This is a genomic window from Streptomyces lanatus (assembly GCF_014655715.1).
GTDB lineage: Bacteria > Actinomycetota > Actinomycetes > Streptomycetales > Streptomycetaceae > Streptomyces > Streptomyces lanatus.
In genome coordinates this window covers 593,585-619,279 of sequence record NZ_BNBM01000003.1, presented here as the reverse complement: position 1 = coordinate 619,279, position 25,695 = coordinate 593,585, and the positions used below count along the sequence as shown (strand labels likewise).

The following is a 25,695-nucleotide window of genomic DNA, read 5'->3' as shown; positions in this document are numbered from 1 at the left end:
CTTGACGTCTTCGTCGGTTGTCACCGGCGTGCGGCTCACGTCCGGGGTGGGGGGTTCGCTGTCGCCTTGCGGGCCCCGGGGGGACGGGGGTCGCGGACGGGTCGTACTACTCAGCGATGCGGTGACTATCTCCCGCCGTGTGAGGGCGGTCACCCTTCCGTTCATTTAGTTCACAATCAGCCGTGGAGGCAGACTGGCGACATGCGCATCCCCGTCCCGAGACCCCGCAGCCTGGCCGGCCAGCTCTTCGCGATGCAGGCCGTCCTGATAGCGGTGCTCGTCGCCGGGTACGCGGTGTTCAGCTACGTCAGCGACCGCGGCCAGGCCGAGGAGGCCGCCGGGCGCCAGGCCAAGGCCGTGGCCCAGGCGATCGCCGACGCCCCGTCCGTACGGGAGGCGATCCGCACCGCCGACCCGACGGCCGAGCTCCAGCCGTACGCGCTCCGGGTCCAGCGCGACGCCGAGGTCGACTTCGTCACGATCATGAACCCCCAGGGCATCCGCTGGACGCACCCCGACCCCGAGCAGATCGGCCAGCACTTCCGCGGCCACACGGCGCGCGCCCTGCGCGGAGAACCCTTCACCGAGACCTACACCGGCACGCTCGGCCCGTCCGTCCGCGCGGTCGTCCCGATCTACGACGGCGGCACGGACCCCTCGCACATCGTCGGCCTGGTCAGCGCGGGCATCCGGGTGGAGGCCATCAGCAAGCGGGTGCAGGACCAGCTGACGGCGTTGATCGGGGTGGCGGCGGGTGCGCTCGCGCTGGGCGCGATCGGTACGTACGTCATCAACGCGCGCCTGCGCCGGCACACCCATGGCATGAACGCGGCCGAGCTGAGCCATATGCACGATTACCACCAGGCCGCGTTGCACGCGGTGCGTGAGGGGCTGCTGATGCTGGACGGGCAGTTCCGGGTGGCCCTGATCAATGACGGCGGGCGGGAGCTGCTGGGCGTGGACGGCGATGTGGTGGGCCGCTCGGTGGCGGAACTCGGGCTTCCGGCTCCGCTGACCGGGGCGCTGCTGGCCTCCGAGCCTCGGGTGGACGAGGTGCATCTGACGGATGAGCGGGTGCTGGTGGTGAATACGTCGCCGGTGTCGGGCGGGGAGCGGCGGGGGGTCGTGGTGACGCTGCGGGATGTGACCGAACTCCAGTCGTTGATGGGCGAGTTGGACTCCGAGCGGGGCTTCACACAGGCGCTGCGGTCGCAGGCGCACGAGGCCGCGAATCGCCTGCATACGGTCGTCTCGCTGATCGAGCTGGGACGCGCGGAGGAGGCGGTGGAGTTCGCGACCGCCGAGCTGGAGCTGGCGCAGGCGTTGACCGATCAGGTGGTGGCGGCGGTGAGCGAGCCGGTGCTGGCCGCGCTGCTGCTGGGCAAGACGGCACAGGCCAATGAGCGGGGCGTGGAGCTGGTGGTGTCGGAGGACAGCCGGCTCGACGACGGGCTGCTGCCGGACACTCTGCCGCCGCGGGACCTGGTGACGATACTGGGGAACTTGATCGACAACGCGGTGGATGCGGCGCAGGGGAGTGTGGGGGCTCGGGTGACGGTTACGGCGTATGCCGAGGGCGGTGAGCTGGTCCTGCAAGTGTCGGACACGGGAGCCGGGGTGGACCCCTCGCTCGCCGAGACGGTGTTCCAGCGCGGCTTCTCCACGAAACCGGCCGGGCCGGGGGGTCGAGGGCTGGGACTGGCGCTGGTGCGACAGGCCGCGATCCGGCATCACGGGGTGTTGTCGGTGGCGGAGGCCGAGGGGGGTGGGGCTGTGTTCGAGGTGCGGTTGCCGTTGGTGGAGGGGGGTGGCGGCTTGCGGGCGGGTGAGCGACATGGAGACGCCGCTCTCCGGGAGGGCGCCCCGCCTGAGAGGGGAGCCGGCCCGGCCGACTCGACGCGGACGACCGGCTCCGAGGATGCCGTGGTTTCGAGAGGTGACGTATGACGGCGGCGGCCGAGCAGGACATCCGCGTCCTGGTCGTGGAGGACGACCCCGTGGCGGCGGACGCGCACATGATGTACGTCGGGCGGGTGCCCGGCTTCGTCGCGGTCGGCAAGGCGCACACGGGCGCGGAGGCGCGGCGCGCGCTGGAGCGTACGCCGGTGGATCTGTTGCTGCTGGATCTGCATCTGCCGGATGTGCACGGGTTGCAGTTGGCGCGGTCGTTGCGGGCGGCCGGGCATCACGCGGATGTGATCGCGGTGACGTCGGCCCGGGATCTGGCGGTGGTGCGGGAGGGGGTGTCGCTCGGGGTCGTGCAGTACGTCCTGAAGCCCTTCACGTTCGCCACGCTTCGGGATCGGCTGGTGCGGTACGCCGAGTTCCATGCGTCGGTGGGGGAGGCGAGCGGGCAGGACGAGGTGGACCGGGCACTGGCGACGCTGCGGGCGCCCTCGCCTGCGGCGCTACCGAAGGGGTTGAGCGGGCCGACGCTGGAGCGGGTGACGGGGGCTGTGCGGGAGGCGGAGGAGGGGCTGACCGCGGCGGGGGTCGCTGAGGCCGTGGGGATCTCCCGGATCACGGCTCGGCGGTATCTGGAGCATTTGGTGGAGGCGGGGAGGGCTGAGCGGGCGCCGGTTTATGGGCAGGTGGGGAGGCCGGAGTTGGTTTATCGGTGGGTTCGGGGGCATCAGCAGCGGTGAGAGCCGCGCTGGCCTGAGCGGGGGAACCGGCTCGGGTGAAGGCGTCAGCGGCGCGCAGGTAGGAGGTACGGGCATCTGCGAGGCGCTGGAGGTCTGTCTGAGCAGCTGCCAGGTTTCTGAGCATGCGACCGGCTTCAAACCAGTTCTCGAATTCATGCAAGACCTTCAGAGCCTTGCCGTACGAGTCGATCGCCTCCTCCGCCCGACCCGCCGCCGCGAGGGCTACGCCCAGGTTGCCCCACGCGGCGGCCTCACCTTGGCGGTCGCCGACGGCCCGGTACAGGCCACGAGCGTTGATGAGTGCCTCGATCGCTTCTTCCGGCCGACCGGCCTCATCCAAGGAGCACCCCAGGTTGTCCCACGCCTTGGCCTCACCGCGACGGTCCTTGAGGGCCCGGAACAAGTCGCGGGCATAGACGTGCGCGCTGATCGCCTCGTCCACCATGCCCGCCTCCTGCAGGATGAAGCCGAGGTTGTCCCACGCGGCGGCCTCACCATGATGGTCGCCCACAGCCTGGTACAGGTCACGGGCACTGATGAGTGCCTCGCTCGCCTCCCTCAGCCGGCCCGTCTGCATCAGGGCACCGCCCAGACTCAGCAACGCACGCGCCTCACCCGGACGGTTCCCGGCGCGGTGAGCGACCTCCCGTGTGGCACGGTTGACCGTGATCAGATCGTCGAAGTGCCGCCGCCAGGCGAGGTACGGCGTTAGCAGCTCGGCCAGCCCCGCCGCCGAATCCGCGTATCGCTCCTCAAGCCCCCACAAGATGGCTGCCACCATCCCCGCCCGCTCATCGTCCAGCCACGCCACAGCCTGCGCACGGTCGGCGAACAGCTGCGGCTGCGACTTTCCCGGCAACCAGCTCAACCAGGCATGGGCTGCGATCGTCCCCAAGCCGTAGAACGCGAACACCCGCGTCCGTGCGACGTCCCCCTCCTCCCGCAGCGCCGCGTCGCCGGCCACGACACGTGCCCCGAATGCCCGCACCAGGTCATGCAACCGCCACCGCCCTCGCCCGCTCCCCCTCTCCAGGAGGTGCGCACGGGCCAATGCCTTCAGTTCCCGCGCCGGAGGCACCTCGGCACCGACCAACGCGGCAACAACCTGGTCACTCACCTCAGCCCCCGGTGCAAGGGCGAGCAACCGCAGCAGCCGAGCCTGCTCGGACGGCAGTCGGCGGTAGGAGAGCTCAAAGGCGGCACGAACGCTGCGCTCACCGTCGTCCAGATACTCCAGCCGGTCTCGGGACTCGCCCAGTTCCGCCACAAGCTCCGCCACCGGCATGTCCGGATCCTCCGCCAGCAGAGCCGCCGCGATCTGCAGGGCCAGCGGCAGATGGCCGCACAGACGGGCAAGCCGCTCGGCCATGTCGGGATCGTCACCGACTCGGCTGTCGTCCGGGTCCGCGATCCGCAGCGCACGGTCGAGAAGCTCGTACGCCTCCTTCGGGCTGAGCTGGTCCAAGCGAACGAGCCGCGCGCCCAGTTGGGGCAGCCTGTCCCGAGAAGTGACCAGAACGCGGTGCCGGTTGTCGGCCGGCAGCAGCAGCCGCACCTGGTCCGGCGACGACGCGTTGTCGGCCAGAACCAGCACCGCGCCACGCTCGCGGGCCCGGGCCGCCAGCGTCGAGCGATAGAGCACCGCCCGCTCGTCCGCCGTATTCGGGATGTGTCCCGGCGCGATCCCCAGGGCCCGGAGCAGAGCCTGAAGGGCATGGTCGGCGGCTACGGGCTCCTGGTCATAGCCATGCAGGTCGATGAAGAGAACCCCGCCCGGGAACAAGCCCCGCTCACAAGCAAGGTGCGCGGTCTCGACGGCAAGCGCGGTCTTGCCGATGCCGCCGAGGCCGGTCACGGCGGCGACAAGCACCGCGGAGGACTGTGCCGCCCCCGCCGGATCCAGCGCGGCCAGCAACGCCGCCGTCTCCTCCGCCCGCCCCGTGAACCCACCCGGCCTCGGCGGCAACCCCGTCAACGCCTCCGGTACGGCGACCCCACCCCCCTGGATCACCACCTGCACCCCGACCACCTCACGCAGGAAGACCCCACCCCGGAAGTCGGCATGATCCCCGTCGTACCAGGACGCCCCGCTCCCCGGCGCCTCCCGCTGCATGGCCCCCGCCAGACCACGGGCAACACCCTCCGGATCGGCGGCAAGAAGCCCGGCCAGCTCCTCACCCCACCGCTGCACAACCGCCCGCCGCGCAGGATCCCGAGCCGCGTCAGCCAGCTCCGCGACCGACGCCCCCGCCCCCAGCCCGAGGGCCCGCGCCAACGACTCCACCGCCCGGAGCCCGTCGTCCCCGCCCGCACCCTCGGCCAGAGCAGCCAGCAACGCAGCCTTCATACGCCCGTACCGTCCCCCGGAGTCCTAGTCCAGTCGCGAATCTTCAACGCTACGCCGCACAAGGGGAATCCACCCGGTATTCACCCCCCACGCGCGTACCACACCACCTGCCAAGCCAACCCACCCACAGCCACCGCCTCCCCCACCGACAGCACGACAAGCATCGCCCCGGACCCCCCATCCACCCAGAACAACACCAACGCCGCCAACGGCACCCCACAGAAGGCCAGCAGATCCACCACTAGCTGCACGGCCTTACGGGACCCACGCCGCGCGTCCCCCCGATGCGCGGTCTCCCACCCGAACGCCTCGAACCCACCCCCGGGCTGGGCAAGCGCGGCAAGCCGAGGCCCCAGCTCCTCCCGCACATACGCGCCGATCGCCGAGATCTTCTGATCATTCACGAGATACGTCCACCCGAGCACCACACACACCGGCGGCAGCGCAAGCAGCATTGACGGCTGCTTGGCCTGCGCGGCGGCGGCGATGACGGCGGCCACGACGGCGAGGGTCACGTACAGCAAGTTGTCCCGGAACCCGATCCGCGCCTTCTGCTCGTCCTTGACACTCTGATACTCGGCGAGCAGCAACTGCCCCACGGTGACGTCCTGTTCCGCCACGCGAACCCCTTCCCCCGGCGGTACGTTAGTGAGCGTGCCGGAGACTCAGCCCACCGCTCTCGTCCTGACCGCGCTGCCCCTCGAATACGACGCCGTCCGCGCGTATGTCGAGAAGCGACGCGAACGCGTACACCGTGACGGAACACGTGTAGAGATAGGTCAACTGCCCAGCACCACCTGGCATATTGCCATCGCCGAGCTGGGCGTAGGCGCCGGGCGGGCCGCCGCACTCACCACGTTGCTCATCAGCTGGCTGAACCCGGAGGCAGTGTTCTTCGTCGGAGTCGCCGGCAGCCTCAAGGACGACGTCGGAATCGGTGACGTCGTCATCGGCACGCAGGTGTATGAGATCCACGGCGGCAAGCAGACGCCGGAGGGTTTCCAGGCCAGGCCGAAGGCCCATTCGGCCTCCCACGCGCTTGTGCAGTCGGCGCGTTCCGCGGTGCGGGACATGGCCGACGTACGGGCACACTTCATGCCGATCGCGACGGGCGACGTGGTCCTGGCGGACGCCGAGTCCGAGATCGCCGGATATCTGCGCGAGAACTACAACGACGCCGGCGCGATCGAGATGGAGGGTTCGGGGGCGGCCCACGCGGCCCATCTGAACGGGCAGTTGGACGCGCTGGTGATCCGCGGCATCAGCGACCGCGCCGACGCGGGCAAGCGCGATGCCGACGCGGCGGGTTCGCAGGAACTCGCCGCCAAGCAGGCTGCCGCGGTGACGTTCGCGGTGCTGCGCAAGCACCGGCCGCGGCAGGGTTCCTCTGCGTCCTCCGACCCCGAGGAGGGTCCCCAACGACGCGGCGACGGCGGAGCGACGTACGGCGGAGACCACATCGACTTCCGCGGCGGCACCTTCTACGGCCCCGTCACCGGCAAGACCGACGGGCGACGGTAGGGGCGGCAGGGGCACCACCCACGGCCCGGTCCCGCGAGCGACCGCCGCACTCCCACCCCGCCCCCTGGGTTTCACCGGCCGCTCGACGGAGCTGGACCGCCTGCTCCCGCATCTCTCCCCCGGCGAGGACGACACGGACGCCTTGCCGCTGCTCATCTTCGCCGTCACGGGCATGGGCGGCATCGGGAAGACGGCGCTGGCGGTGGAGGCGGCGTATCGGGCACACGGGAAGGGCTGGTTTCCGGGCGGGACGCTCTTCGTTGATCTGCGTGGATACGACGAGGATCCGGTTACGGCTGATCAGGCAGTGGTCGCGCTGCTCGATGCGCTGGGGGTACGGGACCGGGATCTGCCGACGACGCCGGAGCGGCAGCACGACACGTATCGAGCGCTGCTCGCCGAACGACGGGACCGGATGCTGCTGATCCTGGACAACGCGTCCGACCCGTCCCAGTACCTGCCGCTCCTGCCGGGCACGGATCACCACAGGGTGCTCATCACCTCGCGGAATCGGCCGGACGCACTCGCGATACGCCTGATCGACCTTGAGACGCTCGCCCCGGACGACTCCGTCGCCCTTGTGACTCGTGCCCTGCACGCCACCGATGAACGGGACGAACGTCCGGTCCGGGAACCCGAGGCGCTGCGCGCACTCACCGATAGCTGCGGCCACTTGCCCCTGGCGCTCCAGATCGCCGCAGGGATGCTGCGCCGACGGCGCCATCGGGATATCGCCTCTCTGGTGGCGGAGGTGAAGCAGGCCGATGACGCCACCGCTGTCCTCGACCACGGCAGCCCTGGAACAGACTTGTACGGGCGCTCTCTCGTCCTGCGTCCCGTGCTGGAGACCTCTTATCGCCGGCTGTCGGCCGACCAGTCCCGGTTGCTGCGTCTACTCTGTCTCGCTCCGGACGCCGAGACGGGTACAGCGGCGGTCGTCGCCCTGGCCGGCCTCGAAACAGATGTCGTACTGGCCCTGTTGGAGGACTTGGCCGCCGCGCACCTCGTCGCGTCGGCACCGTCCGCCGCCGGGTCGGCTGCCGACTTGCGCTGGCGGATGCACGACCTGGTCCGGGCCTTCGGGGCCGGTGTGGTGGCACGGGACGCGGAGTTGCGGGAGGAAGGCGAGGCGGCGCGCGAACGGGTCGTGCGGTTCTACATCGGGCGGACCTATGCGGCGAGTCGCTTGCTGTCGGTTCCGCAAGGCGATCAGGGGCCCTTCACGGACCGGGCGCAGGCCGTGGCGTGGCTCGACGAGGAGCGGGCAGCGCTGGTGGCGGCGGTGCAGTGGGCGCGGGAGGAGCAGTTCGCGGACACGGCGGCCCTGCTGGCCGACTGCCTGGCGTCGTATCTGAACTGGCGGCGGCATTTCGACGACGCCATCTCCGTCGCGAAGGCCGCTGGAGAGGCCGCCCACCGTGCCGGGGACCGCCACCGCGAGGCCGGGGTGTTGAACAACCTCGGCATCGCTCTGTCGCAGGCGGGCCGGGCGGAGGAGGCGATCGCCGCCCACACCCGCGCCCGCGATCTGTTCCAGGACATCGGAGACCGGGGCGAAGAGGCCGGGTCGTGGGGCAACATCGGCAACGCCCTGGACGGGGCGGGCCGGGCCAAGAAGGCCATCGCCGCCCACACCCGCGCCCGCGACCTGTTCCAGGACATCGGAGACCGCCGCCAAGAGGCCTGGGCGTGGAACAATCTGGGCGTCGCACTGCGACGCGCGGGCCGGACGAAGAAGGCGATTGAAGCCCACAACCGCGCGATCAAGCTTTTCCATGCCGTCGAAGACGGCCTCGGTGTGGCCAATGCCTTGGGTTGTCTCGGAAACGCCCAACTACGGCAAGGCGATGCGGACAAGGCGATCAACGCGCACACGTCCGCCCGCATTCTGTTCCAGGTCGCCGGCCACCGCCACAACGAGGCGGCGGAGTGGGGCAATATCGGCAACGCTCTGGAGCGGGCAGGCCGGGTGGAAGAGGCGATCGAGGCACACGGCAAGTCCCTGGAGATCTTCCAGGAGCTCGAGGACTGGTACGGCCAGGGAGTGACTCTCGACCATCTTGCCGTCGCCCACAAGAACGTCCAGCAGCCCGCCCGAGCACGCTCCGCCTTTCTCCAGGCCGCCGACGCCTTCACTCACGCCAACGCCCCCACCGAAGCCGCCCGTTCCCGCGCCTGCGCCGCCGAACAATGGTCTGCACGGACCAGGCACTCGTAGACGGCCCCGCCGCCATACCCGCTGGGGGCAACTCCCCCCTCCCCGCGGAATCCCCCGCACATCCATTGACCTGACTAGACCACTCCTCTTAGGTTCACCGGGCAGACAACCCCAGGCCACCACGACGTGCGCCCGCAGGAGGTCATGCCCGTGCGCCCCACCGCCCGCCCCGCCCTCCCCACACTCCTCGCCCTGACCCTCGCCGCCGCAGGAACCCTCACCGCGTGCGGCGGCGGATCCGGGAGTGACCCGGACACCATCAAGGTCTCCTTCAAGCAGTCCACGGACAACTCCATCAAGGTGATGGACACCTACCTCGCGGACATCAAGAAGCAGTTCGAGAAGGCGAACCCCGGCAAGAAGGTCGAGTTCGTCCCCATCAAGGCCCCGGACTCGGAGTACTACACCAAGCTCCAGCAGATGCTCCGCTCCCCCAAGACCGCGCCCGACCTGGTCTACGAGGACACGTTCCTCATCAACTCGGACATCACCAGCGGGTACTTGAAGCCGCTGGACCCCTACCTGGCCAAGTGGCAGGACTGGGACAAGTTCATCGACACGGCGAAGGCGGCGGCGAAGGGCGAGGACGGGAAGACGTACGGCGTCCCGGACGGCACCGACACCCGGGGGCTCTGGTTCAGCAAGGACATCTTCAAGAAGGCCGGTCTGCCTGCGGACTGGCAGCCGAAGACCTGGGACGACGTCCTCGATGCCGCTCGGACCGTCAAGGAAAAGGTCCCCGACGTCATTCCCCTCAACGTCTACACGGGCAAGCCCGTCGGCGAAGCCGCCACCATGCAGACGTTCGAAATGCTGCTCTACGGCACGAGCGACACAAAAGCAGACCCTCTGTACGACAAGTCGTCCAAGAAGTGGATCGCCGGGAGCGACGGCTTCAAGGACTCCCTCTCGTTCGTCGAAACCGTCTACAAGGAGAAGCTCGGCCCCGACGTCTCCGACGCCCTCGACCCCAACGTCATGACCCGCGTCCGCGGCGAATGGCTTCCGCAGGGCAAGCTCGCCATCGCCCTCGACGGCTCCTGGCTCCCGCAGGACTGGCTTCCCGGCAGCGGGCACGAGTGGCCCGAGTGGTCGGACGAGCTCGGCCTCGCCGCCATGCCGACGCAGAAGGGCCAGGCACCCGGCAAGGTCAGCATGTCCGGCGGCTGGACCTGGTCCATCCCGGCCAAGGCGTCCAACCCCGACCTCGCCTTCGAGTTCATCAAGACGATGCAGACCAAGGCGAACGCCCAGAAGTGGTCCGTCGCCAACTCCGGTATCGCCGTACGGGAGGACGTCGCCGCCGACCCCGCGTACATCGACGCCCAGCCCGGCATCAAGTTCTTCACCGACCTCGTCGCGAGCACGCACTACCGGCCCGCCTACCCGGCGTACCCGAAGGTCTCCACCGCCGTACAGGAGGCCATGGAGGGGGTGACGACCGGCGACATGTCGGTCGACGACGCGGCGAAGGGCTACGACGAGGAGCTCAAATCCGCGGCCGACAACCAGGTGATCGAGAAGTAGCCGCCCACCCATGAGCAGAAAGCGCTCCCGCTCCCTCACCCGCGCCCTCCCTGTCTCCCCCTCCGTCGTCCTCCTGCTCCTCTTCCTCGCCGGTCCCATCGCCTACTGCGCCTACATCGCCTTCACCGACCTCCAGCTCACCGGCCAGGCCGAGGACTCCTTCGTCGGCTTCGACAACTTCCGTACGGCGTTCGGCGACGAGGCGTTCCTCAACGCGGTCTGGCTCACCCTCGTCTTCACCGTCATCTCGGCCCTGCTCGGGCAGAACACCCTCGGCCTGGGCCTCGCCATGCTGATGCAGCGCGCCTCGAAGCCCGTGCGCACGCTCACCGGCGGGATCGTCGTCACGGCGTGGGTGCTGCCGGAGGTCGTCGCCGGGTTCCTCCTCTACGCCTTCTTCCGTCGCGAGGGCACCCTGAACGCCATCCTGGACCAGCTCCATCTCCCCACCCAGAACTGGCTGTTCACGCTACCGATCCTCGCCGTGTCCTTCGCGAACGTCTGGCGCGGCACCGCCTTCTCGATGCTCGTCTACTCGGCCGCCCTGAACGAGATCCCCAAGGAGATCACCGAGGCCGCCGAGGTCGACGGGGCGGGCGGCTGGCGCCGTATGTGGCACATCACGCTCCCGATGATCCGCCGCTCCATCGGCACCAACCTCATGCTCATCACCCTCCAGACGCTGTCCGTCTTCGGGCTGATCTGGGTGATGACGAGGGGCGGGCCGGGCGGCAAGAGCCAGACGCTGCCGCTGTTCATGTACGAGGAGGCGTTCCAGAAGAGCATGATCGGTTACGGCACCGCGGTCGCGCTGCTGCTCCTGGTGGTGGGGTCGTTGTTCTCGGTGGTCTATCTGCGTCTGCTGCGGACGGAGGTCTGACACCCATGACACCCATGACATCCATGGACCGCTCCCGCCGCTACCCCTCCTCCCTCCGCTCCCCCTCCTCCCGCAGAACCACCCACCGTCTCGCCGCCGACGCCGGCCTCCTCGTCCTGGCCGCCACCTTCGTGCTGCCGCTCGCCTGGGTCGTGCTCTCTGCCCTCGACCCCAGCGCCAACCTCCGGGTCAAGGTCCCGGACGGCATCACCCTGGACAACTTCGACGCGGTCCTGACCCCGGAGATCACCTTCACCCCGCTGCTCAACAGCCTGCTCCTGTGCGGCGGCGGCACCGCGCTCACCGTCGTGTGCGCGGCACTCGCGGCCTACCCGCTCTCCCGCTTCCGGTCCCGCTTCAACCGGCCGTTCCTCCTCACGATCCTGTTCGCGACGAGCCTGCCGATCACGGCGATCATGGTGCCGGTGTACGCCCTGTTCGTGCGGGTGAACCTGATCGACACCATGGAGGGGACGATCTTCTTCTTCGCCGCCTCCCAACTGCCGTTCGCCATCTGGCTGATGAAGAACTTCATGGACGGGGTGCCGAAGGAGCTGGAGGAGGCCGCCTGGACGGACGGCGCGTCCTCGCTCCAGTCGCTGCTTCGGATCGTGCTCCCGCTCATGGGGCCCGGAGTCGCCGTGGTCACGGTCTTCTCGTTCGTCATGATGTGGGGGAACTTCTTCGTCCCCTTCATGCTGCTGCTGACCCCCGACCAGATGCCGGCGTCCGTGAGCATCAACGACTTCTTCGGCAACCGCGGGATGGTGGCGTACGGGCAGCTCGCCGCGTTCTCCATCGTCTACTCGACGCCGGTGATCCTGCTGTACGTACTGGTCGCCCGACGCATGGGCGGCGGCTTCGCGTTGAGCGGAGCCGTCAAAGGATGAAGGGGCCGTCCCGCTACTCGGGCAGCACCCCCGCCCGGAACCGCTCCACCCCCACGACCCGCCGCACCCGCACCGGCTCGATGAGGATCATCACCCGCCGCTCCCCGGGCAGCAGCCACGGATACCGCTCCTCCCCGATGTACTTCCGCGCGAGCCGGTCCATCGCCCGCTCCGCCATCTCGCCCTCCACCAGCCGGACCACCCGACCGCGGATCTCGGCGCGGTCGTACGGGTTCTCGGGGTCGTGGTGGGAGAGGGAAACGTTGGGATTGAGCCGCAGGTTGTCCACCTTCACGCGGCCGATCGACGTGTTCACCATGACGTACTCGTCTTCGATGTCCGCCCACATGGGCGAGACCTGCGGCATGCCGTCCGGTCCCACGGTCGCGAGGTGCCAGAAGTTCGGAGCCAGCAGTCGTTCGCGAATATGCCCATTGAGCTTGCCATTCATCGGGAGTCCTCACCCTCGGAGATCGTCAACGCGTCAACCGAACGCCATCCTCGCCGTCACCCCACCGACCCGACAGGCGATCTTCAGCCACCGCCGAACCCGCCAGTAGCCGTACTTTCCTACAATCCGTGATCCTGGCTGAACAGACTGTAGTCACCCCACTCCGCGCGGCCTACGTTGTGGGCCGTGCACCGACCCCCGGCTCAACCGAACCAGCCCCCCAACCGCTCCAGCCGCCGCAATCCACCCACTCCCCCGTTCAACGCCCCCGCCGCCCGAAGACTCCGCGCCGGCCTCAACATGGGGCCCGAGCATGTCGCCTACGGCATGCGTTCCTCGTACGGACTCCCCTACGTCACCGAGGATCTCGTCATCGCCTGGGAGCGCGAGCTCGCCGCCCCCTCCAACCATGAGCTCACCGCCCTCGCGGGCGTGCTGTGGTGCTCGCCGGGTGAACTGCTCGGCAGGCCGCGGACGCTGCGCGAGCACCGGATCGCCCGGGGTCTCGCGCCCGAGGACGTGGCCCGTGTCGTCGGGCATGACGTGCCCGCCTATCTCCGTATGGAGGAGAACGACGACTGGCAGGGCACCGACCGCCAGTCCGCCGCCCTCGCCGACGCCCTCGCCCTGACGCTGCCCGACTTCATCACCGTCACCGGCCGCGAGACCAAGCTCGCCGATCTGCTGCGCAGTGCCGTGACGACGCGCTGGCAGGCGTATGTGCGCCCGATCGGCCGGATGGTGCCACTGGACCGGCGCCTGCTGGAGGTCAGCCTCCAGGAGCTGCACCAGGTCTACCAGGGGCAGATGACCGCCACGCTGAGCTGGGGCGGCGGCAACGGGGAGGCCGGTGCGGCCGGGCGCGAGTTCATGGACCGGATCGTGGAGCGCTTCTGGACGACGGTCCAGGGGAACGGGGCCTGAGCCGAGCCGGGTCCAGGTCTGGGTCTGGGTCTGGGTCTAGAAGACCGACTCCGCCTCGTCCATCCGGTCCTTCGGCACCGTCTTCAGCTCGGTGACCGCCTCCGCCAGCGGCACCATCACGATGTCCGTGCCGCGCAGCGCCGTCATCCTGCCGAACTCGCCCTGGTGCGCGGCCTCCACCGCGTGCCAGCCGAAGCGGGTGGCGAGGACGCGGTCGTACGCGGTCGGGGTGCCGCCACGCTGGACGTGGCCGAGAATGACCGGCTTGGCCTCCTTGCCGAGGCGGCGCTCCAGCTCGAAGGCGAGGGCGGTGCCGATGCCCTGGAAGCGCTCGTGGCCGAACTGGTCGATCTCGCCCTTGCCGTAGTCCATGGAGCCGTCGGCGGGGTGGGCGCCCTCGGCGACGCAGATCACCGCGAACTTCTTGCCGCGCGCGAAGCGCTCCTCGACCATCTTGACCAGGTCGGCGGGGTCGAAGGGGCGCTCCGGGAGGCAGATGCCGTGCGCGCCGGCCGCCATGCCGGACTCCAGGGCGATCCAGCCCGCGTGGCGGCCCATGACCTCGACGACCATGACGCGCTGGTGGGACTCGGCGGTGGTCTTGAGGCGGTCCATGGCCTCCGTCGCGACGCCGACGGCCGTGTCGAAGCCGAAGGTGCGGTCGGTCGAGGAGATGTCGTTGTCGATCGTCTTGGGGACGCCGACCACCGGCAGACCGGCGTCGGACAGCATGCGGGCCGCCGTCAGGGTGCCCTCGCCGCCGATCGGGATCAGGGCGTCGATGCCGAAGTCACGGGCGATGTCGGGGGCGCTCTCGCACGCCTCGCGCAGCCGGTTGCGCTCCAGTCGCGAGGAGCCGAGGATGGTGCCGCCGCGGGCCAGGATGCCGCTGACCGCCTCCAGGTCGAGGCTGCGGTAGTGGCCGTCGAGGAGGCCCGCGAAGCCGTCCTCGAAGCCGATCACCTCGTCGCCGTACTGGGCGACGGCCCGGTGCACGACCGACCGGATCACGGCGTTCAGGCCGGGGCAGTCGCCGCCTGCGGTCAGGACTCCGATACGCATCGTGCTGTGTCTCCTGCTCGCTGTTGATACCGGTGAGCCAATCCGATTGTTTCACGTCCGCGAGGGCGGTGCTGCTCCCGTACTGACGGGCGCCTTATCCACCGCCAAGGGTATTGTCAAGAGGGTTTCGCTCACCCCACTGGGCGATTTTTCGACCGATCATGTGACCCAGACGACCCCTACAGACGAAACGGAGAGCACGCGTGACGCGCAGCGTGTACGTGACCGGAATCGACCGCGGCGACGGCCGCCAGGTCGTCGAGCTGGGGGTCATGGAGCTTCTGACCCGGCAGGTCGACCGGGTGGGGGTGTTCCGGCCGCTGGTCCATCACACCCCCGACCGCCTGTACGAGCTGCTGCGCTCCCGTTATCGCCTCTCCCAGGACCCGGCGACGGTCTACGGCATGGACTACCACGAGGCGTCCGCCCTCCAGGCCGAGCGAGGCACCGACGAGCTGGTGTCCACGCTGGTCGACCGGTTCCACGCCGTGGCCCGTGACTACGACGTCGTCCTCGTCCTCGGCACCGACTTCGCCGACACCCAGCTCCCGGACGAGCTGTCCCTGAACGCCCGGCTCGCCAACGAGTTCGGCGCGTCCGTGATACCCGTCGTGGGCGGCCGCAAGCAGGCCGCCGAGTCGGTGCTCGCCGAGACGCGCAACGCCTACCGGGCGTACGAGAGCCTGGGCTGCGACGTGCTGGCCATGGTCACCAACCGGGTGGCCCGGACCGACCGGGACGAGATCGCCGAGCGGCTCGGCTCACGGCTGCCGGTGCCCTGCTATGTCGTCCCGGACGAGCCGGCCCTGGCCGCGCCGACGGTCGCGCAGATCGCCCAGTCCCTGGACGCGAAGGTCCTGCTCGGCGACGACTCGGGGCTCGCGCGTGACGCGCTGGACTTCGTGTTCGGCGGCGCGATGCTGCCGAACTTCCTGGCCGCCCTGACCCCGGGCTGTCTGGTCGTCACCCCGGGCGACCGCGCCGACCTGGTGGTCGGTTCGCTGGCCGCGCACAGCGCCGGCACCCCTCCGATCGCCGGTGTGCTGCTCACCCTGGACGAGCGTCCCGGCAAGGAGATCCTCACCCTCGCCGGCCGCCTCGCCCCGGGCACCCCGGTGCTCTCGGTGCCCGGTTACAGCTTCCCCACCGCCGAGCAACTCTTCTCCCTGGAGGGGAAGTTGAGCGCGGTCACCCCGCGCAAGGCGGAGACCGCGCTGGGTCTGTTCGAGCGCTATGTCGACACCGGTGAGCTGCTGAAGCGGGTCTCGGCGCCGAGCACCGACCGGGTGACGCCGATGATGTTCGAGCACCAGCTGCTGGAGACGGCCCGCTCGGACATGCGCCGCATCGTGCTGCCCGAGGGCACCGAGCCGCGCGTGCTGCACGCCGCCGAGGTGCTGCTGCGGCGCGGGGTGTGCGACCTGACCCTGCTCGGCCCGGTGGACCAGATCCGCAAGAAGGCGGCCGATCTCGGGATCGACCTGGGTGCCGCCCAGCTGATCGACCCGGCGACCAGCGAGCTGCGCGACGCGTTCGCCGAGAAGTACGCCCAGTTGCGCGCCCATCGGGGGGTCACGGTGGAGCTGGCGTACGACGTGGTGAGTGATGTCAACTACTTCGGGACGCTGATGGTGGAGGAGGGCCTGGCCGACGGCATGGTGTCGGGTTCCGTGCACTCCACGGCCGCGACGATCCGCCCGGCGTTCGAGATCATCAAGACCCGGCCGGGCGCGGACATCGTGTCGTCCGTCTTCTTCATGTGCCTCGCCGACAAGGTCCTGGTCTACGGCGACTGCGCGGTCAACCCCGACCCGAACGCCGAGCAACTGGCCGACATCGCCATCCAGTCGGCGGGCACGGCCCAGGGGTTCGGGGTGGAGCCGCGGATCGCGATGCTGTCGTACTCGACGGGTACGTCCGGGTCGGGCGCCGATGTCGACAAGGTGCGCGAGGCGACCGAGCTGGTGCGTACGCGGCGGCCGGATCTGCGGATCGAGGGGCCCATCCAGTACGACGCCGCGGTCGAGCCGTCGGTGGCCGCGACCAAGCTGCCGGAATCCGAAGTGGCGGGGCAGGCAACGGTTCTGATCTTCCCGGACCTCAATACGGGTAACAACACCTACAAGGCCGTGCAGCGCTCGGCCGGCGCGATCGCCGTCGGACCGGTGCTGCAGGGTCTGCGCAAGCCGGTCAACGACCTGTCCCGGGGCGCCCTCGTCCAGGACATCGTCACGACCGTGGCGATCACCGCCATCCAGGCCCAGTCCCCCAGTGAGAAGGCTTCCCAGCAGTGACCGCGACCCGTGTCCTCGTCCTCAACTCCGGCTCCTCGTCGGTGAAGTACCAGCTGCTGGACATGCGGGACGGCAGCCGGCTGGCGACCGGGCTGGTCGAGCGGATCGGCGAGCAGTCCTCCCGGCTCAAGCACACCCCGCTGACGGGTGGCGGCGAGAGCCGTGAGCGGACCGAGCCGATCGCCGACCACGACGCCGCGCTGAAGGCCGTGGCGGCGGAGCTGGCCAAGGACGGCCTCGGCCTCGACTCCCCCGAGCTGGCCGCGATCGGACACCGGGTGGTGCACGGCGGCAAGCACTTCACCGAGCCCACCGTCATCGACGACACGGTCCTCGCCGAGATCGAGCGGCTCATCCCGGTGGCCCCGCTGCACAACCCGGCCAACCTCACCGGCATCCGCACGGCCCAGGCGCTGCGCCCGGACCTGCCCCAGGTCGCCGTCTTCGACACCGCGTTCCACACGACGATGCCGGAGTCGGCCGCCCGCTACGCCATCGACGTGGAGACGGCGGACCGCCACCGGATACGCCGGTACGGCTTCCACGGCACCTCGCACGCATACGTCTCCCGGGCCACCGCCGAGCTGCTGGGCAAGGACCCTTCCGAGGTCAATGTGATCGTGCTGCACCTCGGCAACGGCGCGTCGGCGTCGGCGGTGCGGGGCGGCCGGTGTGTGGACACCTCCATGGGGCTGACGCCCTTGGAGGGGCTGGTAATGGGCACGCGATCGGGTGACATGGACCCCGCCGTCATCTTCCATTTGGCGCGGGTTGGCGAAATGTCCATCGCGGAAATCGACACTCTTCTCAACAAGAAGAGCGGATTGATCGGCCTGTGCGGCGACAACGACATGCGGGAGATCCGCCGCCGGATCGACGAGGGTGACGAGCGCGCCCAATTGGCCTTCGACATCTACATTCACCGACTGAAGAAGTACATCGGCGCCTATTACGCCGTGCTCGGCAAGGTGGACGCGATCGCGTTCACGGCCGGGGTGGGCGAGAACGCGGCGCCCGTGCGGGAGGCGGCCGTGGCGGGCCTGGAGCAGCTGGGCCTGGCCGTGGACGCCGAGCTGAATGCCGTACGCGGTGACGGGCCGCGGCTGATCTCGCCCGCCGGCGCGAGGGTGGCGGTCGCAGTGGTGCCGACGGATGAAGAACTGGAGATCGCGACACAGACGTGGGCAACGGCCGGGTAACACGGCTGAGCAAAGCCAAGCTCATTTGTATCTTCCACCAGACGGAATATTCCGCGGCGAAACAAACCGATAGGATCGTCCCATGCGCCGTTCGAAAATCGTTTGTACTCTCGGCCCCGCGGTCGACTCCCACGAACAGCTTGTCTCGCTGATCGAGGCCGGCATGAATGTGGCCCGCTTCAACTTCAGCCATGGCACGCACGAGGACCACCAGGGGCGGTACGAGCGCCTGCGGGCCGCGTCCGAGGCCACCGGCCGCGCGATCGGCGTCCTCGCCGACCTCCAGGGCCCGAAGATCCGCCTGGAGACCTTCGCAGAGGGCCCGGTGGAGCTGGAGCGCGGTGACGAGTTCGTCATCACGACCGAGGACGTCCCGGGCGACAAGCAGATCTGCGGGACCACCTACAAGGGCCTGCCGGGTGACGTCGCCAAGGGCGACCAGGTCCTCATCAACGACGGCAACGTCGAGCTGAAGGTCACCGAGGTCGACGGCCCCCGGGTGAAGACGATCGTCATCGAGGGCGGTGTCGTCTCCGACCACAAGGGCATCAACCTGCCGGGCGCGGCGGTGAACGTGCCGGCGCTGAGCGAGAAGGACGTCGAGGACCTCCGCTTCGCCCTCCGCATGGGCTGCGACCTGGTCGCGCTCTCCTTCGTGCGGGACGCGGCCGACGTGGCCGACGTGCACAAGGTCATGGACGAGGTCGGCCGCCGCGTCCCGGTCATCGCCAAGGTGGAGAAGCCGCAGGCGGTCGCCAACATGGAGGACGTCGTGATGGCGTTCGACGGTGTGATGGTCGCGCGTGGCGACCTGGCCGTCGAGTACCCCCTCGAAAAGGTCCCCATGGTGCAGAAGCGGCTCATCGAGTTGTGCCGCCGCAACGCCAAGCCGGTGATCGTGGCGACCCAGATGATGGAGTCCATGATCACCAACTCCCGCCCGACCCGCGCCGAGGCCTCCGACGTGGCCAACGCGATCCTGGACGGCGCGGACGCGGTGATGCTGTCCGCCGAGTCCTCGGTCGGCGCCTACCCGATCGAAACGGTCAGGACGATGTCGAAGATCGTCACCGCGGCCGAGCAGGAACTGCTGTCCAAGGGCCTACAGCCCCTGGTCCCCGGCAAGAAGCCCCGCACCCAGGGCGGCTCCGTCGCCCGCGCGGCCTGCGAGATCGCCGACTTCCTCGGCGGCAAGGGCCTGGTCGCCTTCACCCAGTCCGGCGACACCGCCCGCCGCCTGTGCCGCTACCGCGCCGCCCAGCAGATCATCGCCTTCACCACGGACGAGTCCACCCGCAACCAGATGACCCTCAGCTGGGGCGTGGAGCCGCACGTCGTCCCGTTCGTCAACAGCACGGATGAGATGGTCGACCTGGTGGACCAGGAGATCGTGAAGCTGGGGTTGTTCGACGAGGGCGACATCGTGGTCATCACGGCGGGGTCGCCGCCCGGGGTGCCGGGGACGACGAACATGGTTCGCGTTCACCATCTGGGGGGCGGCGGGCGGGACTGACCGCCGCTGGAAGCCTCTTGTACGGCACTGAGGGCGCCCCCTGTGGCAGGGGGCGCCCTCAGCGTTTCCCACGGGTCAGGGCAGATCGCCGGCCAACGCCTCCCACTTCTGGCATTCGGCCCAGCGCGGGTGATCGGCAAGGACCGTGGCCAGCGGCCGTACCGGAGCGAGCAGTCGCCGGATCATCCGCAGCGACAGGATCTGCGGCCGGTCCAGCTCCCGCCACCGGGGCGCGAGCGAGGCGGCCTCCTGCGGGCTCATCGGCATGGCGTCCAGCGCACGGTCGAGCACCTGCCCCGGGTCGAGCAGGGACACGCCCTCACGCGGGCCGAGCCGCTGCAGCAGCCAGGACCTGAGCCACAGGTCACGCAGCACCCACTCGTTGCCCTGCGGTCCGGTCGCCCGCTCGGCCGCCGCGAGCAGCGCGGGCCACGCCTGCGCAAGCGCCCGCACCTGTTCGTCGGTCAGCCCGCCCGGGTCCTGCTGGATCCGGGCGGCGAACTGCTGGGCGGCGGCGATCCAGGCGTGGACCGAGCCGTCGGTACGGTCGAGATCGGGCGCCGACCAGCGACGGAGGTGTCCGTCGAGGTCGAGTCGGTCCAGTTCGTCGAAGAGGCCGGTCATCAGAAATGCACCCCGGCCGCCTCGAACATCTCCCGGCCCAGCGCCTCGGACCCGCCTCCGGGGGCCCAGAAGGGGTCGCCCTGCTTGAAGAAGTGACCGCTGTGGCTGTTGATCTCCAGCCCGAAGTACTGGCCGTTGCTGCCCGCGATCTGGGCCTCACCGGCGGCCTTGACGGGGGCACCGCCGCTCAGCACGGGATGGGACAGCTCCTGGCCCTGCACCACCTTCGGCATGATCACCAACTGTCCGTCCTCCAGGACGGCCCACTTGATCTTTTCGCCGTCCATGTCGATGTACTTGTCCCAGTTCGCGGATCCCGGCCTGGCAGGCCGGACACCCAGCCGCTCCGCCACCGCGAGTTCGTCGGCCAGCGAGACGGACATGTTGTTCGGCCAGATCCGGCAGGCGTTGTGCACCAGCACCTTCGTCCGGCCGACGAAGTAAGTGTGGTCGCCTTCGACCTCGAAGTTGAACACCTGGGTCCGGACCGCGGCCTTCCGGACCGACTCGACCCGGGCGCCCCGGCCGTCCAGGGTGCGCAGCCGGTCGCCCTCACGCAGTGCCTCGGCGCTCGTCCAGCCCTTGCCGTTCACCCAGAAGGGGTGTTCGGGGGTGGCCCGGACGGTCTCCGCGCCCATGTCCACGGAGACCAGCGCGTCGGTGGTGCGCTGCATCACCCCGGCGACCGTGCGCAGTCGGCGTTCGCCGGTCTCCGGGTCGTCCGCCCAGACCCGGTCGCCTGCCCTGATCTGTTCGATCGGCTTGGTGCCGTGCTCGGTGGCGACCTTCGTCCCGGCGGGGAAGCACATGGAGTTGAGTGCCTGCCGGCCGAGGCGTTCGAGGTTGGCCGCGGCGGACGAGGAGAGCCCGGCGCCGCGCAGACCCCAGATGGCCCGGCCGATGCCGGCGCCCTCACGCATGGCCAGGTGCACGGCGAACGCGGCCTCGGCGGCCTTCATCAGCAGCCCCGGCAGGATGATGCTGCCGGCCAACCACAGACAGCTGCTGATCTTGCCCTTCGAGCAGCCGACGATGTCGGCGACGGCTCCCGTGGCCACGGCCTTCAGGACCGAGGCGGTGAGCTCCAGGCCGTCGATGTGGACGTCGTCCTCACGGAAACGGACGTCGAGCGGCGCGCTGTTCAGGTAGGTGCGTTTGATGGCGCTGCCGCACTTGGCGCGCTCGACGCCGGGCGTCGGGCAGGTCTCCAGATAGAAGTCCATCTCGCCGTAGAAGTGGAACTCGAGGTCGATCTCGCAGCCGATGTCCTTGCCGCTGCCCGTGCCCACGCAGTCGCTCAGCGGGTTGACGTCGACCCTCGTGTCGGCGCTGGGCTTCATCACGACCCCGTCGACACCGGTTCCGCCGCCGTCAGGGGTGCGCTGCTGCTCCTTGCGTTCCTCGAAGTCCGCCTCCTGCGTGCGGATGGCGGCCTGCGCCGCTTCCACCGCCAGGTTGCGGGCGTTGGCCGCGGCGGCCTCGGCCGTGGTGGCGTCCCTCTCCGCCTGGTCGGCGACGGAACGGGCCGTGGAAGCGTCGGTCTCCGCGGCGTCGGCGGCACGGCGGGCGCTCGCAGCGTCCTTCTCGGCCTCGTCGGCCTCGGAATCGGCCTGAGTGGCGTACCCGTCGGCCGAGGTGGCCGCTTTCTGAGCCGCCTCGGCATCCTCGACGGCCCTCTCGTGGTAGGTGACGGTGTTGGCTTCGGCCTTCTTCGCCGCCTTGGCGGAGGCGGCCGCCGCATCGGAGGAAGTCTGGGCCTCGGCCGCGGACTTGGCGGCGTTCGCCGCGTACTCGGCCGCGTTGGCGGCGGCTTCGGCTGCCGCCTTCGCGTCGGCGTCCGCCCTGGCCGCCAGCGCCTTGGCCGCGGCCGCCGCCTTGGCAGCCTCGGCGGCCTTCGCGTTGGCCACGGCGACCTGCTGCTGGGCGGCCGTCTTGGACGCCTGTCCGGTCAGTACGGCGAGGCCCGCCGAGGAGTCGGTCTCCGCGTAGGGGGAGCCGAGTTCGATGGCGTCGTTGGCCGGCTTGACGACCTGGGCGGCCGAGTCACGGGCGGCCGAGGCGGCCTGCGCGGTGGAGTAGGCGTGGCCCGCGGTGCGGATCGCGTCGGCCCCCGCGAGGCCGGCCTCGGAGCGCGCCACGACGGCGTCGCCCTTGGCCTTGGCGGCCGACTTCTGCGCGGTCTCCGCCTCCGCCTTGGCCGCGATGGCGTTCCACTTGGCGGCCTGGGACGCGGCGATGGCGTCGGCGGCGGCCGCGTGGGCCTTGGTCACGGCGGCATCGGTGATGGCGACGTCACGCTTGGCCGCGTCCGCCGCCGACTGGGCGCGCTTGGCCGCGCCCTGGGCCCGGGTCGCCGCCTCGCGGGCGCCGGTGGCCGCCTCGGTGGCCTCGTTCGCCGCCTTGCGCGCTTCGGTGGCCGCCGTCGTGGCCTCGTTGGCCGCGGTACGTGCCTTCGTCGCCGCCTGTCGGGCCTCGATGGCGTCCGCGGTGCCGTCCACCGCGGCGAGCAGTGCTTCGGCCGCCTCTGCCTTCGCCACCAGGCTGTCCCGGCGCTCCTCGGCGGCCAGCGCGCCATCCCTGGCCTTCTTGGCCCGCTGCTCCTGGGCCAGCGCGCCGTCCTTCTTCTCCGCCGCGGTCCTGCCCGCCGCCTGCGCCTCGGAGAGCTTGTCCGCCGCGACGGACCGCTCGGACGTGGCCCGGGCCTCGGCGTCGTGCGCCTTCTTGCGCTCGGCCGCGGCCAGTTCCTTCTGCGACTTGGCGTAGTCGCGCTCCGCCTCGGCCTTCTTGCGCTTGGCCGCGGCGTCGGCCGCCGCGTCCTTCGCGGTCTTCTCCGCGGCCTCGGCCTTGTTCTCCGCCGCCTTGGCCTCGGCCGCGTGCTTCGCGGCCTCCTCGGCCTGCTTGGCGGCGCCCTCCGCGGCGGCCTTCGCCTGGGCCTCGGCCTCCTGGGCCGCCTTGCGCCGGAACTCCGCCTTCGCCGCGTGTGCCTGGGTGTTGGCCAGGGAGTTGAGCGTCTTGCTGTCGGCGGCCGAGGCGCGGGTCGCGTTGTACGCGGTCTCCACGGCCTTCGCCGCCGCCTGGGTGGCCGCTGCGGACGCCTTGGTGACCTGCGCGGCCTGCTGGCCGTACAACAGGCCGCGGCCGCGTGGCAGACCCGCCTTGTCGGCGATGGCGTACGCCTCGGTCTGGGCCTTAGTGACCGCCGCCGCCTGCGCCTTGGCGGACAGCGCGGCACGGGAAGCGACGAAGAGGCGGCCCGAGGCCCGGCCCTGGGCGTTCGCGATCCACTTCTTGACCTGGTTGAACTCGGCCGTGGTCGGATAGAAGAGGGGGTGATCGGCCGGTTTCTGCTTGGTCCAGTACGCCTGCCAGACGGTGAGCCGGCTCGCGATCAGCGACTGGGCGAGGGCCTCACCGAGTGCCTGGGAGGCGGTGGACAGGTCGGCGTTGGCCTGCACCTCGGCGCGGACGATGGTGTCCCGCTGGGTCTTCTGCCCGCCGAGCTCGTCCTCCCACTCGGTGTGCGCCACGGCGAGTTCGGTCGTGAGCGCCTTGTGCGGGTCCTGCGGGTTGCTGTACGCGCAGGACGCGAACCGTGCCTTGAGGTTCTCGACGTCGATCCGGAACTCCATGGAGTCCGGGTCGGGGGCGCTGGTGGGGAATCCGCCGTACTGGAGGAAGAGGCGCGCGTCGTCGGCGTACATGCCATGCATGAACTGCATGGACTCCCACGCCTGGCGGTCCTCGTAGTCAGCGGAGGCCTTCTCGTCGTAACGAGCCTTGTAGATGGCCGTGGCGGCGTCGACGGATTCCTTGCTCGCCAGCGGATGGGGGTCGGTGTAAAGGTCGTCCTCGTGCTTCCAGAACTGGTCGGCGACCCAACTGCCCAGTTTGATGGTGTGGAACGGATTGGCGTCGTCATCCACCCACCCGAAGCCGGTGACCGTGTAGCCCGGCGGTGTGGTCTGGTCGGGAATGGCGAGGGACTGCTCCCATACCTTGCGGCGGCCAGACAGCTCATCCAGCTTGGCGTCGGCCGCCGCCCGGTCCTTGTCGAACGCCCTGGCGAGCGGGGTGTCGGTCCAGTACTCCGGATCGGCGGCCGTGTGCAGCTGTTCCTCGGTGCCGATGAGCCCCGCTCGTGCGACGTCCTTGGCCGCAGGACCGCCCTTGCGCAGAGCGCTGCTGAGCAGGCACTGCTCCTCACGGATGCGAGCGGCGCCGGCGAGGTCGAAGGGCGTGGTGAGGGTGGGTTCGTCGGCTGTGGCGGCGGCCTGCTGCTGCGCCGGGACGGGAAGTTGACCGCTCGTCATCGCGATCACGGTCGCGGTGGCGAGGGCCGTGGTGGTCAGGAACCGGGTCCAGCCACCCGGTCTGCGGAAGATGGTCCGGCGGCTGAGGGCGGCCGGACGTGCGTGTGTACGCATCAGGAAGTGTCAGCCGTTCTGCTGAGAAGTCTCTGCTGAGGAATCGGAGGAAACCGAACGGACAGACGGCTCAGAAGAGCAGGTTGTACGCCGTCCAGCCACTGGTGCCGATCTGGGTGCGGGCGGCGAAGGGCGCCGAGGCCTTGCCCGTGCCCTTGAATAGCCACAGTGCGCCCGCGCTGTCCACGCCGAGCAGGTCGGGCTTGCCGTCGCCGTCGTTGTCGCCGGCCGAGACGAGGGTGCCGTAGTCCTTCCACGCCGTTCCGGTGGGCGCGGTGACCGTCACGCGGGTGCCGAGGACGGCGTCGGCCGTGGCATTGCCGGTGCCCGGGTAGACGTAGAGCACACCGGCGGTGGAGCGGGCGACGAGGTCGGCCTTCCCGTCGCCGGTGTAGTCCCCGCGGCCGGCGAGTTCGTTCATGCCGTTCCAGCCGGACGCACCGGCGCGGACCCGCGCGGACAGGGTGCCGTCGGCCTTGCCCTGGTACAGCCAGAGCGTGCCGTCCTCGCCGCGGGCGAGCAGGTCGGGGTGGGCGCTGCCGCCCATGTCGCCCACGGAGACGAGCAGGTTGTACTGGTCCCAGCCGGTGCCGAGGACCTTGGTGTCGCCGGCCCGCTCGGCGGTGTAGTAGAGCGTGCCGTCGATGACGGCGTACAGGTCGGTGCCGGTCTGGCCGCGGGAGATGTCGGCCTGGGCGAGGGCGGTGGCGCCGGAGTAGCCGCCGCCCAGGTCGAACTTGGCGGCGAATCCGCCGGTGCCCTTGGGCTCGTAGTCGAAGAGGCGGCCGTTCTTGTCCCGCGCGAGCAGCGGGAAGAGGCCGGTGCCGTCGGCGGCCGCCTGCTGGAGCAGGGGCGCCCGGTCGGAGTTGTCCGCGGAGGGCGAGGTCGGTGTGTCCTTCGCCGTCGTCATGGCGAGTACGACGGCCACCGCGAGCGCGGAGGTGACCGCCGCCGCTCGGCGCAGCGGGCGTCTGACGAGAGTGAACATGGAGTGCGAGGTCCCCCTCGATGAGGTCGGCGGGGATGCGCACGCACACGCCGATGGCTCACGCCCTCGCCATGCTTCCCCGGTGCAACCCCCGCGCCGTGGCTGGTCATGCTCACGGCAACGCCACCGTATGGGGCCTGTGTGAATTATGTAAAGAGCTTTTCGGTACGCCGTGAACGAGTCGTGGG

Annotated in this window: 17 protein-coding genes and 1 pseudogene; 11 read left to right on the top strand and 7 right to left on the bottom strand. The window is 70.0% G+C overall.

The features are described 5' to 3' along the window. Positions 1 to 201: 201 nt before the first annotated feature. Positions 202 to 1,947, top strand: coding sequence for a sensor histidine kinase (locus IE325_RS11815; RefSeq protein ID WP_229911758.1), 1,746 nt, complete (start codon positions 202 to 204; stop codon positions 1,945 to 1,947). Then, positions 1,944 to 2,645, top strand: a complete 702-nt coding sequence (locus IE325_RS11810; protein WP_229911757.1) for a response regulator — start codon at positions 1,944 to 1,946, stop codon at positions 2,643 to 2,645. Before IE325_RS11815 ends, IE325_RS11810 begins: the two co-directional genes overlap by 4 nt. A gap of 220 nt (positions 2,646 to 2,865) precedes the next feature. Here IE325_RS11810 and IE325_RS47275 read toward each other — a convergent pair. Together IE325_RS47275 and IE325_RS11800 are read right to left on the bottom strand one after the other, a co-directional pair. Then, positions 2,866 to 3,222: pseudogene (locus IE325_RS47275) on the bottom strand (tetratricopeptide repeat protein); the annotation flags it as partial. A gap of 1,850 nt (positions 3,223 to 5,072) precedes the next feature. Further along, a complete protein-coding gene (locus IE325_RS11800) occupies positions 5,073 to 5,612 on the bottom strand; it encodes a hypothetical protein (RefSeq protein ID WP_190069739.1) in 540 nt (179 codons plus the stop codon). Positions 5,613 to 5,646: 34 nt separating this feature from the next. On the opposite strand from IE325_RS11800, the gene IE325_RS11795 reads away from it, so the two are divergent. The 5 genes from IE325_RS11795 to IE325_RS11775 all read left to right on the top strand — a co-directional run bounded on the left by IE325_RS11795 (position 5,647) and on the right by IE325_RS11775 (position 12,028). Continuing rightward, positions 5,647 to 6,513 (top strand): 5'-methylthioadenosine/S-adenosylhomocysteine nucleosidase family protein, encoded by an 867-nt coding sequence (locus tag IE325_RS11795; RefSeq protein WP_373315143.1) that lies wholly within the window; start codon positions 5,647 to 5,649, stop codon positions 6,511 to 6,513. Between the two features lie 142 nt (positions 6,514 to 6,655). Then, entirely contained in the window at positions 6,656 to 8,731 is a 2,076-nt protein-coding gene (locus tag IE325_RS11790) for a tetratricopeptide repeat protein (protein WP_350894421.1), read from the top strand. A gap of 144 nt (positions 8,732 to 8,875) precedes the next feature. Continuing rightward, positions 8,876 to 10,258, top strand: a complete 1,383-nt coding sequence (locus IE325_RS11785; protein WP_190069737.1) for an extracellular solute-binding protein — start codon at positions 8,876 to 8,878, stop codon at positions 10,256 to 10,258. Between the two features lie 10 nt (positions 10,259 to 10,268). Further along, positions 10,269 to 11,138 (top strand): carbohydrate ABC transporter permease, encoded by an 870-nt coding sequence (locus IE325_RS11780; protein WP_190069736.1) that lies wholly within the window; start codon positions 10,269 to 10,271, stop codon positions 11,136 to 11,138. A 14-nt stretch (positions 11,139 to 11,152) separates the two neighbouring features. After that, the gene (locus tag IE325_RS11775; RefSeq protein WP_373315146.1) at positions 11,153 to 12,028 is read left to right on the top strand and encodes a carbohydrate ABC transporter permease; all 876 of its coding nucleotides are present in this window, start codon (positions 11,153 to 11,155) and stop codon (positions 12,026 to 12,028) included. A gap of 13 nt (positions 12,029 to 12,041) precedes the next feature. On the opposite strand, the gene IE325_RS11770 is transcribed toward IE325_RS11775, so the two are convergent. Continuing rightward, the gene (locus IE325_RS11770) at positions 12,042 to 12,479 is read right to left on the bottom strand and encodes a PPOX class F420-dependent oxidoreductase (protein ID WP_190069735.1); all 438 of its coding nucleotides are present in this window, start codon (positions 12,477 to 12,479) and stop codon (positions 12,042 to 12,044) included. 177 nt (positions 12,480 to 12,656) lie between these two features. Between IE325_RS11770 and IE325_RS11765 the strand changes: the two genes are divergently transcribed. Beyond that, on the top strand, positions 12,657 to 13,403 hold the full coding sequence (locus tag IE325_RS11765) for an XRE family transcriptional regulator (RefSeq protein WP_373315141.1): 747 nt from the start codon (positions 12,657 to 12,659) through the stop codon (positions 13,401 to 13,403). 36 nt (positions 13,404 to 13,439) lie between these two features. On the opposite strand, the gene IE325_RS11760 is transcribed toward IE325_RS11765, so the two are convergent. Continuing rightward, positions 13,440 to 14,465 (bottom strand): ATP-dependent 6-phosphofructokinase, encoded by a 1,026-nt coding sequence (locus IE325_RS11760; RefSeq protein ID WP_190069733.1) that lies wholly within the window; start codon positions 14,463 to 14,465, stop codon positions 13,440 to 13,442. Positions 14,466 to 14,668: 203 nt separating this feature from the next. Here IE325_RS11760 and pta point away from each other — a divergent pair, with 203 nt between their 5' ends. The 3 genes from pta (at position 14,669) to pyk (ending at position 19,471) form a co-directional block, all read left to right on the top strand. Next, the gene (gene pta / locus IE325_RS11755; RefSeq protein WP_190069732.1) at positions 14,669 to 16,759 is read left to right on the top strand and encodes a phosphate acetyltransferase; all 2,091 of its coding nucleotides are present in this window, start codon (positions 14,669 to 14,671) and stop codon (positions 16,757 to 16,759) included. Then, positions 16,756 to 17,958 (top strand): acetate kinase, encoded by a 1,203-nt coding sequence (locus tag IE325_RS11750; RefSeq protein WP_190069731.1) that lies wholly within the window; start codon positions 16,756 to 16,758, stop codon positions 17,956 to 17,958. Before pta ends, IE325_RS11750 begins: the two co-directional genes overlap by 4 nt. Positions 17,959 to 18,040: 82 nt before the next feature. After that, a complete protein-coding gene (gene pyk / locus IE325_RS11745) occupies positions 18,041 to 19,471 on the top strand; it encodes a pyruvate kinase (protein ID WP_190069730.1) in 1,431 nt (476 codons plus the stop codon). A 75-nt stretch (positions 19,472 to 19,546) separates the two neighbouring features. Here pyk and IE325_RS11740 read toward each other — a convergent pair whose 3' ends face one another. The 3 genes from IE325_RS11740 to IE325_RS11730 form a co-directional block, all read right to left on the bottom strand. Beyond that, complete coding sequence (locus tag IE325_RS11740) at positions 19,547 to 20,095, bottom strand: hypothetical protein (RefSeq protein WP_190069729.1); 549 nt, start codon at positions 20,093 to 20,095, stop codon at positions 19,547 to 19,549. Then, a complete protein-coding gene (locus IE325_RS11735; RefSeq protein ID WP_190069728.1) occupies positions 20,095 to 24,519 on the bottom strand; it encodes a Hint domain-containing protein in 4,425 nt (1,474 codons plus the stop codon). The genes IE325_RS11740 and IE325_RS11735 overlap by 1 nt, the downstream gene beginning before the upstream one ends. A gap of 70 nt (positions 24,520 to 24,589) precedes the next feature. Continuing rightward, entirely contained in the window at positions 24,590 to 25,507 is a 918-nt protein-coding gene (locus tag IE325_RS11730; protein WP_190069727.1) for an FG-GAP repeat domain-containing protein, read from the bottom strand. Between the last annotated feature and the right edge of the window lie 188 nt (positions 25,508 to 25,695).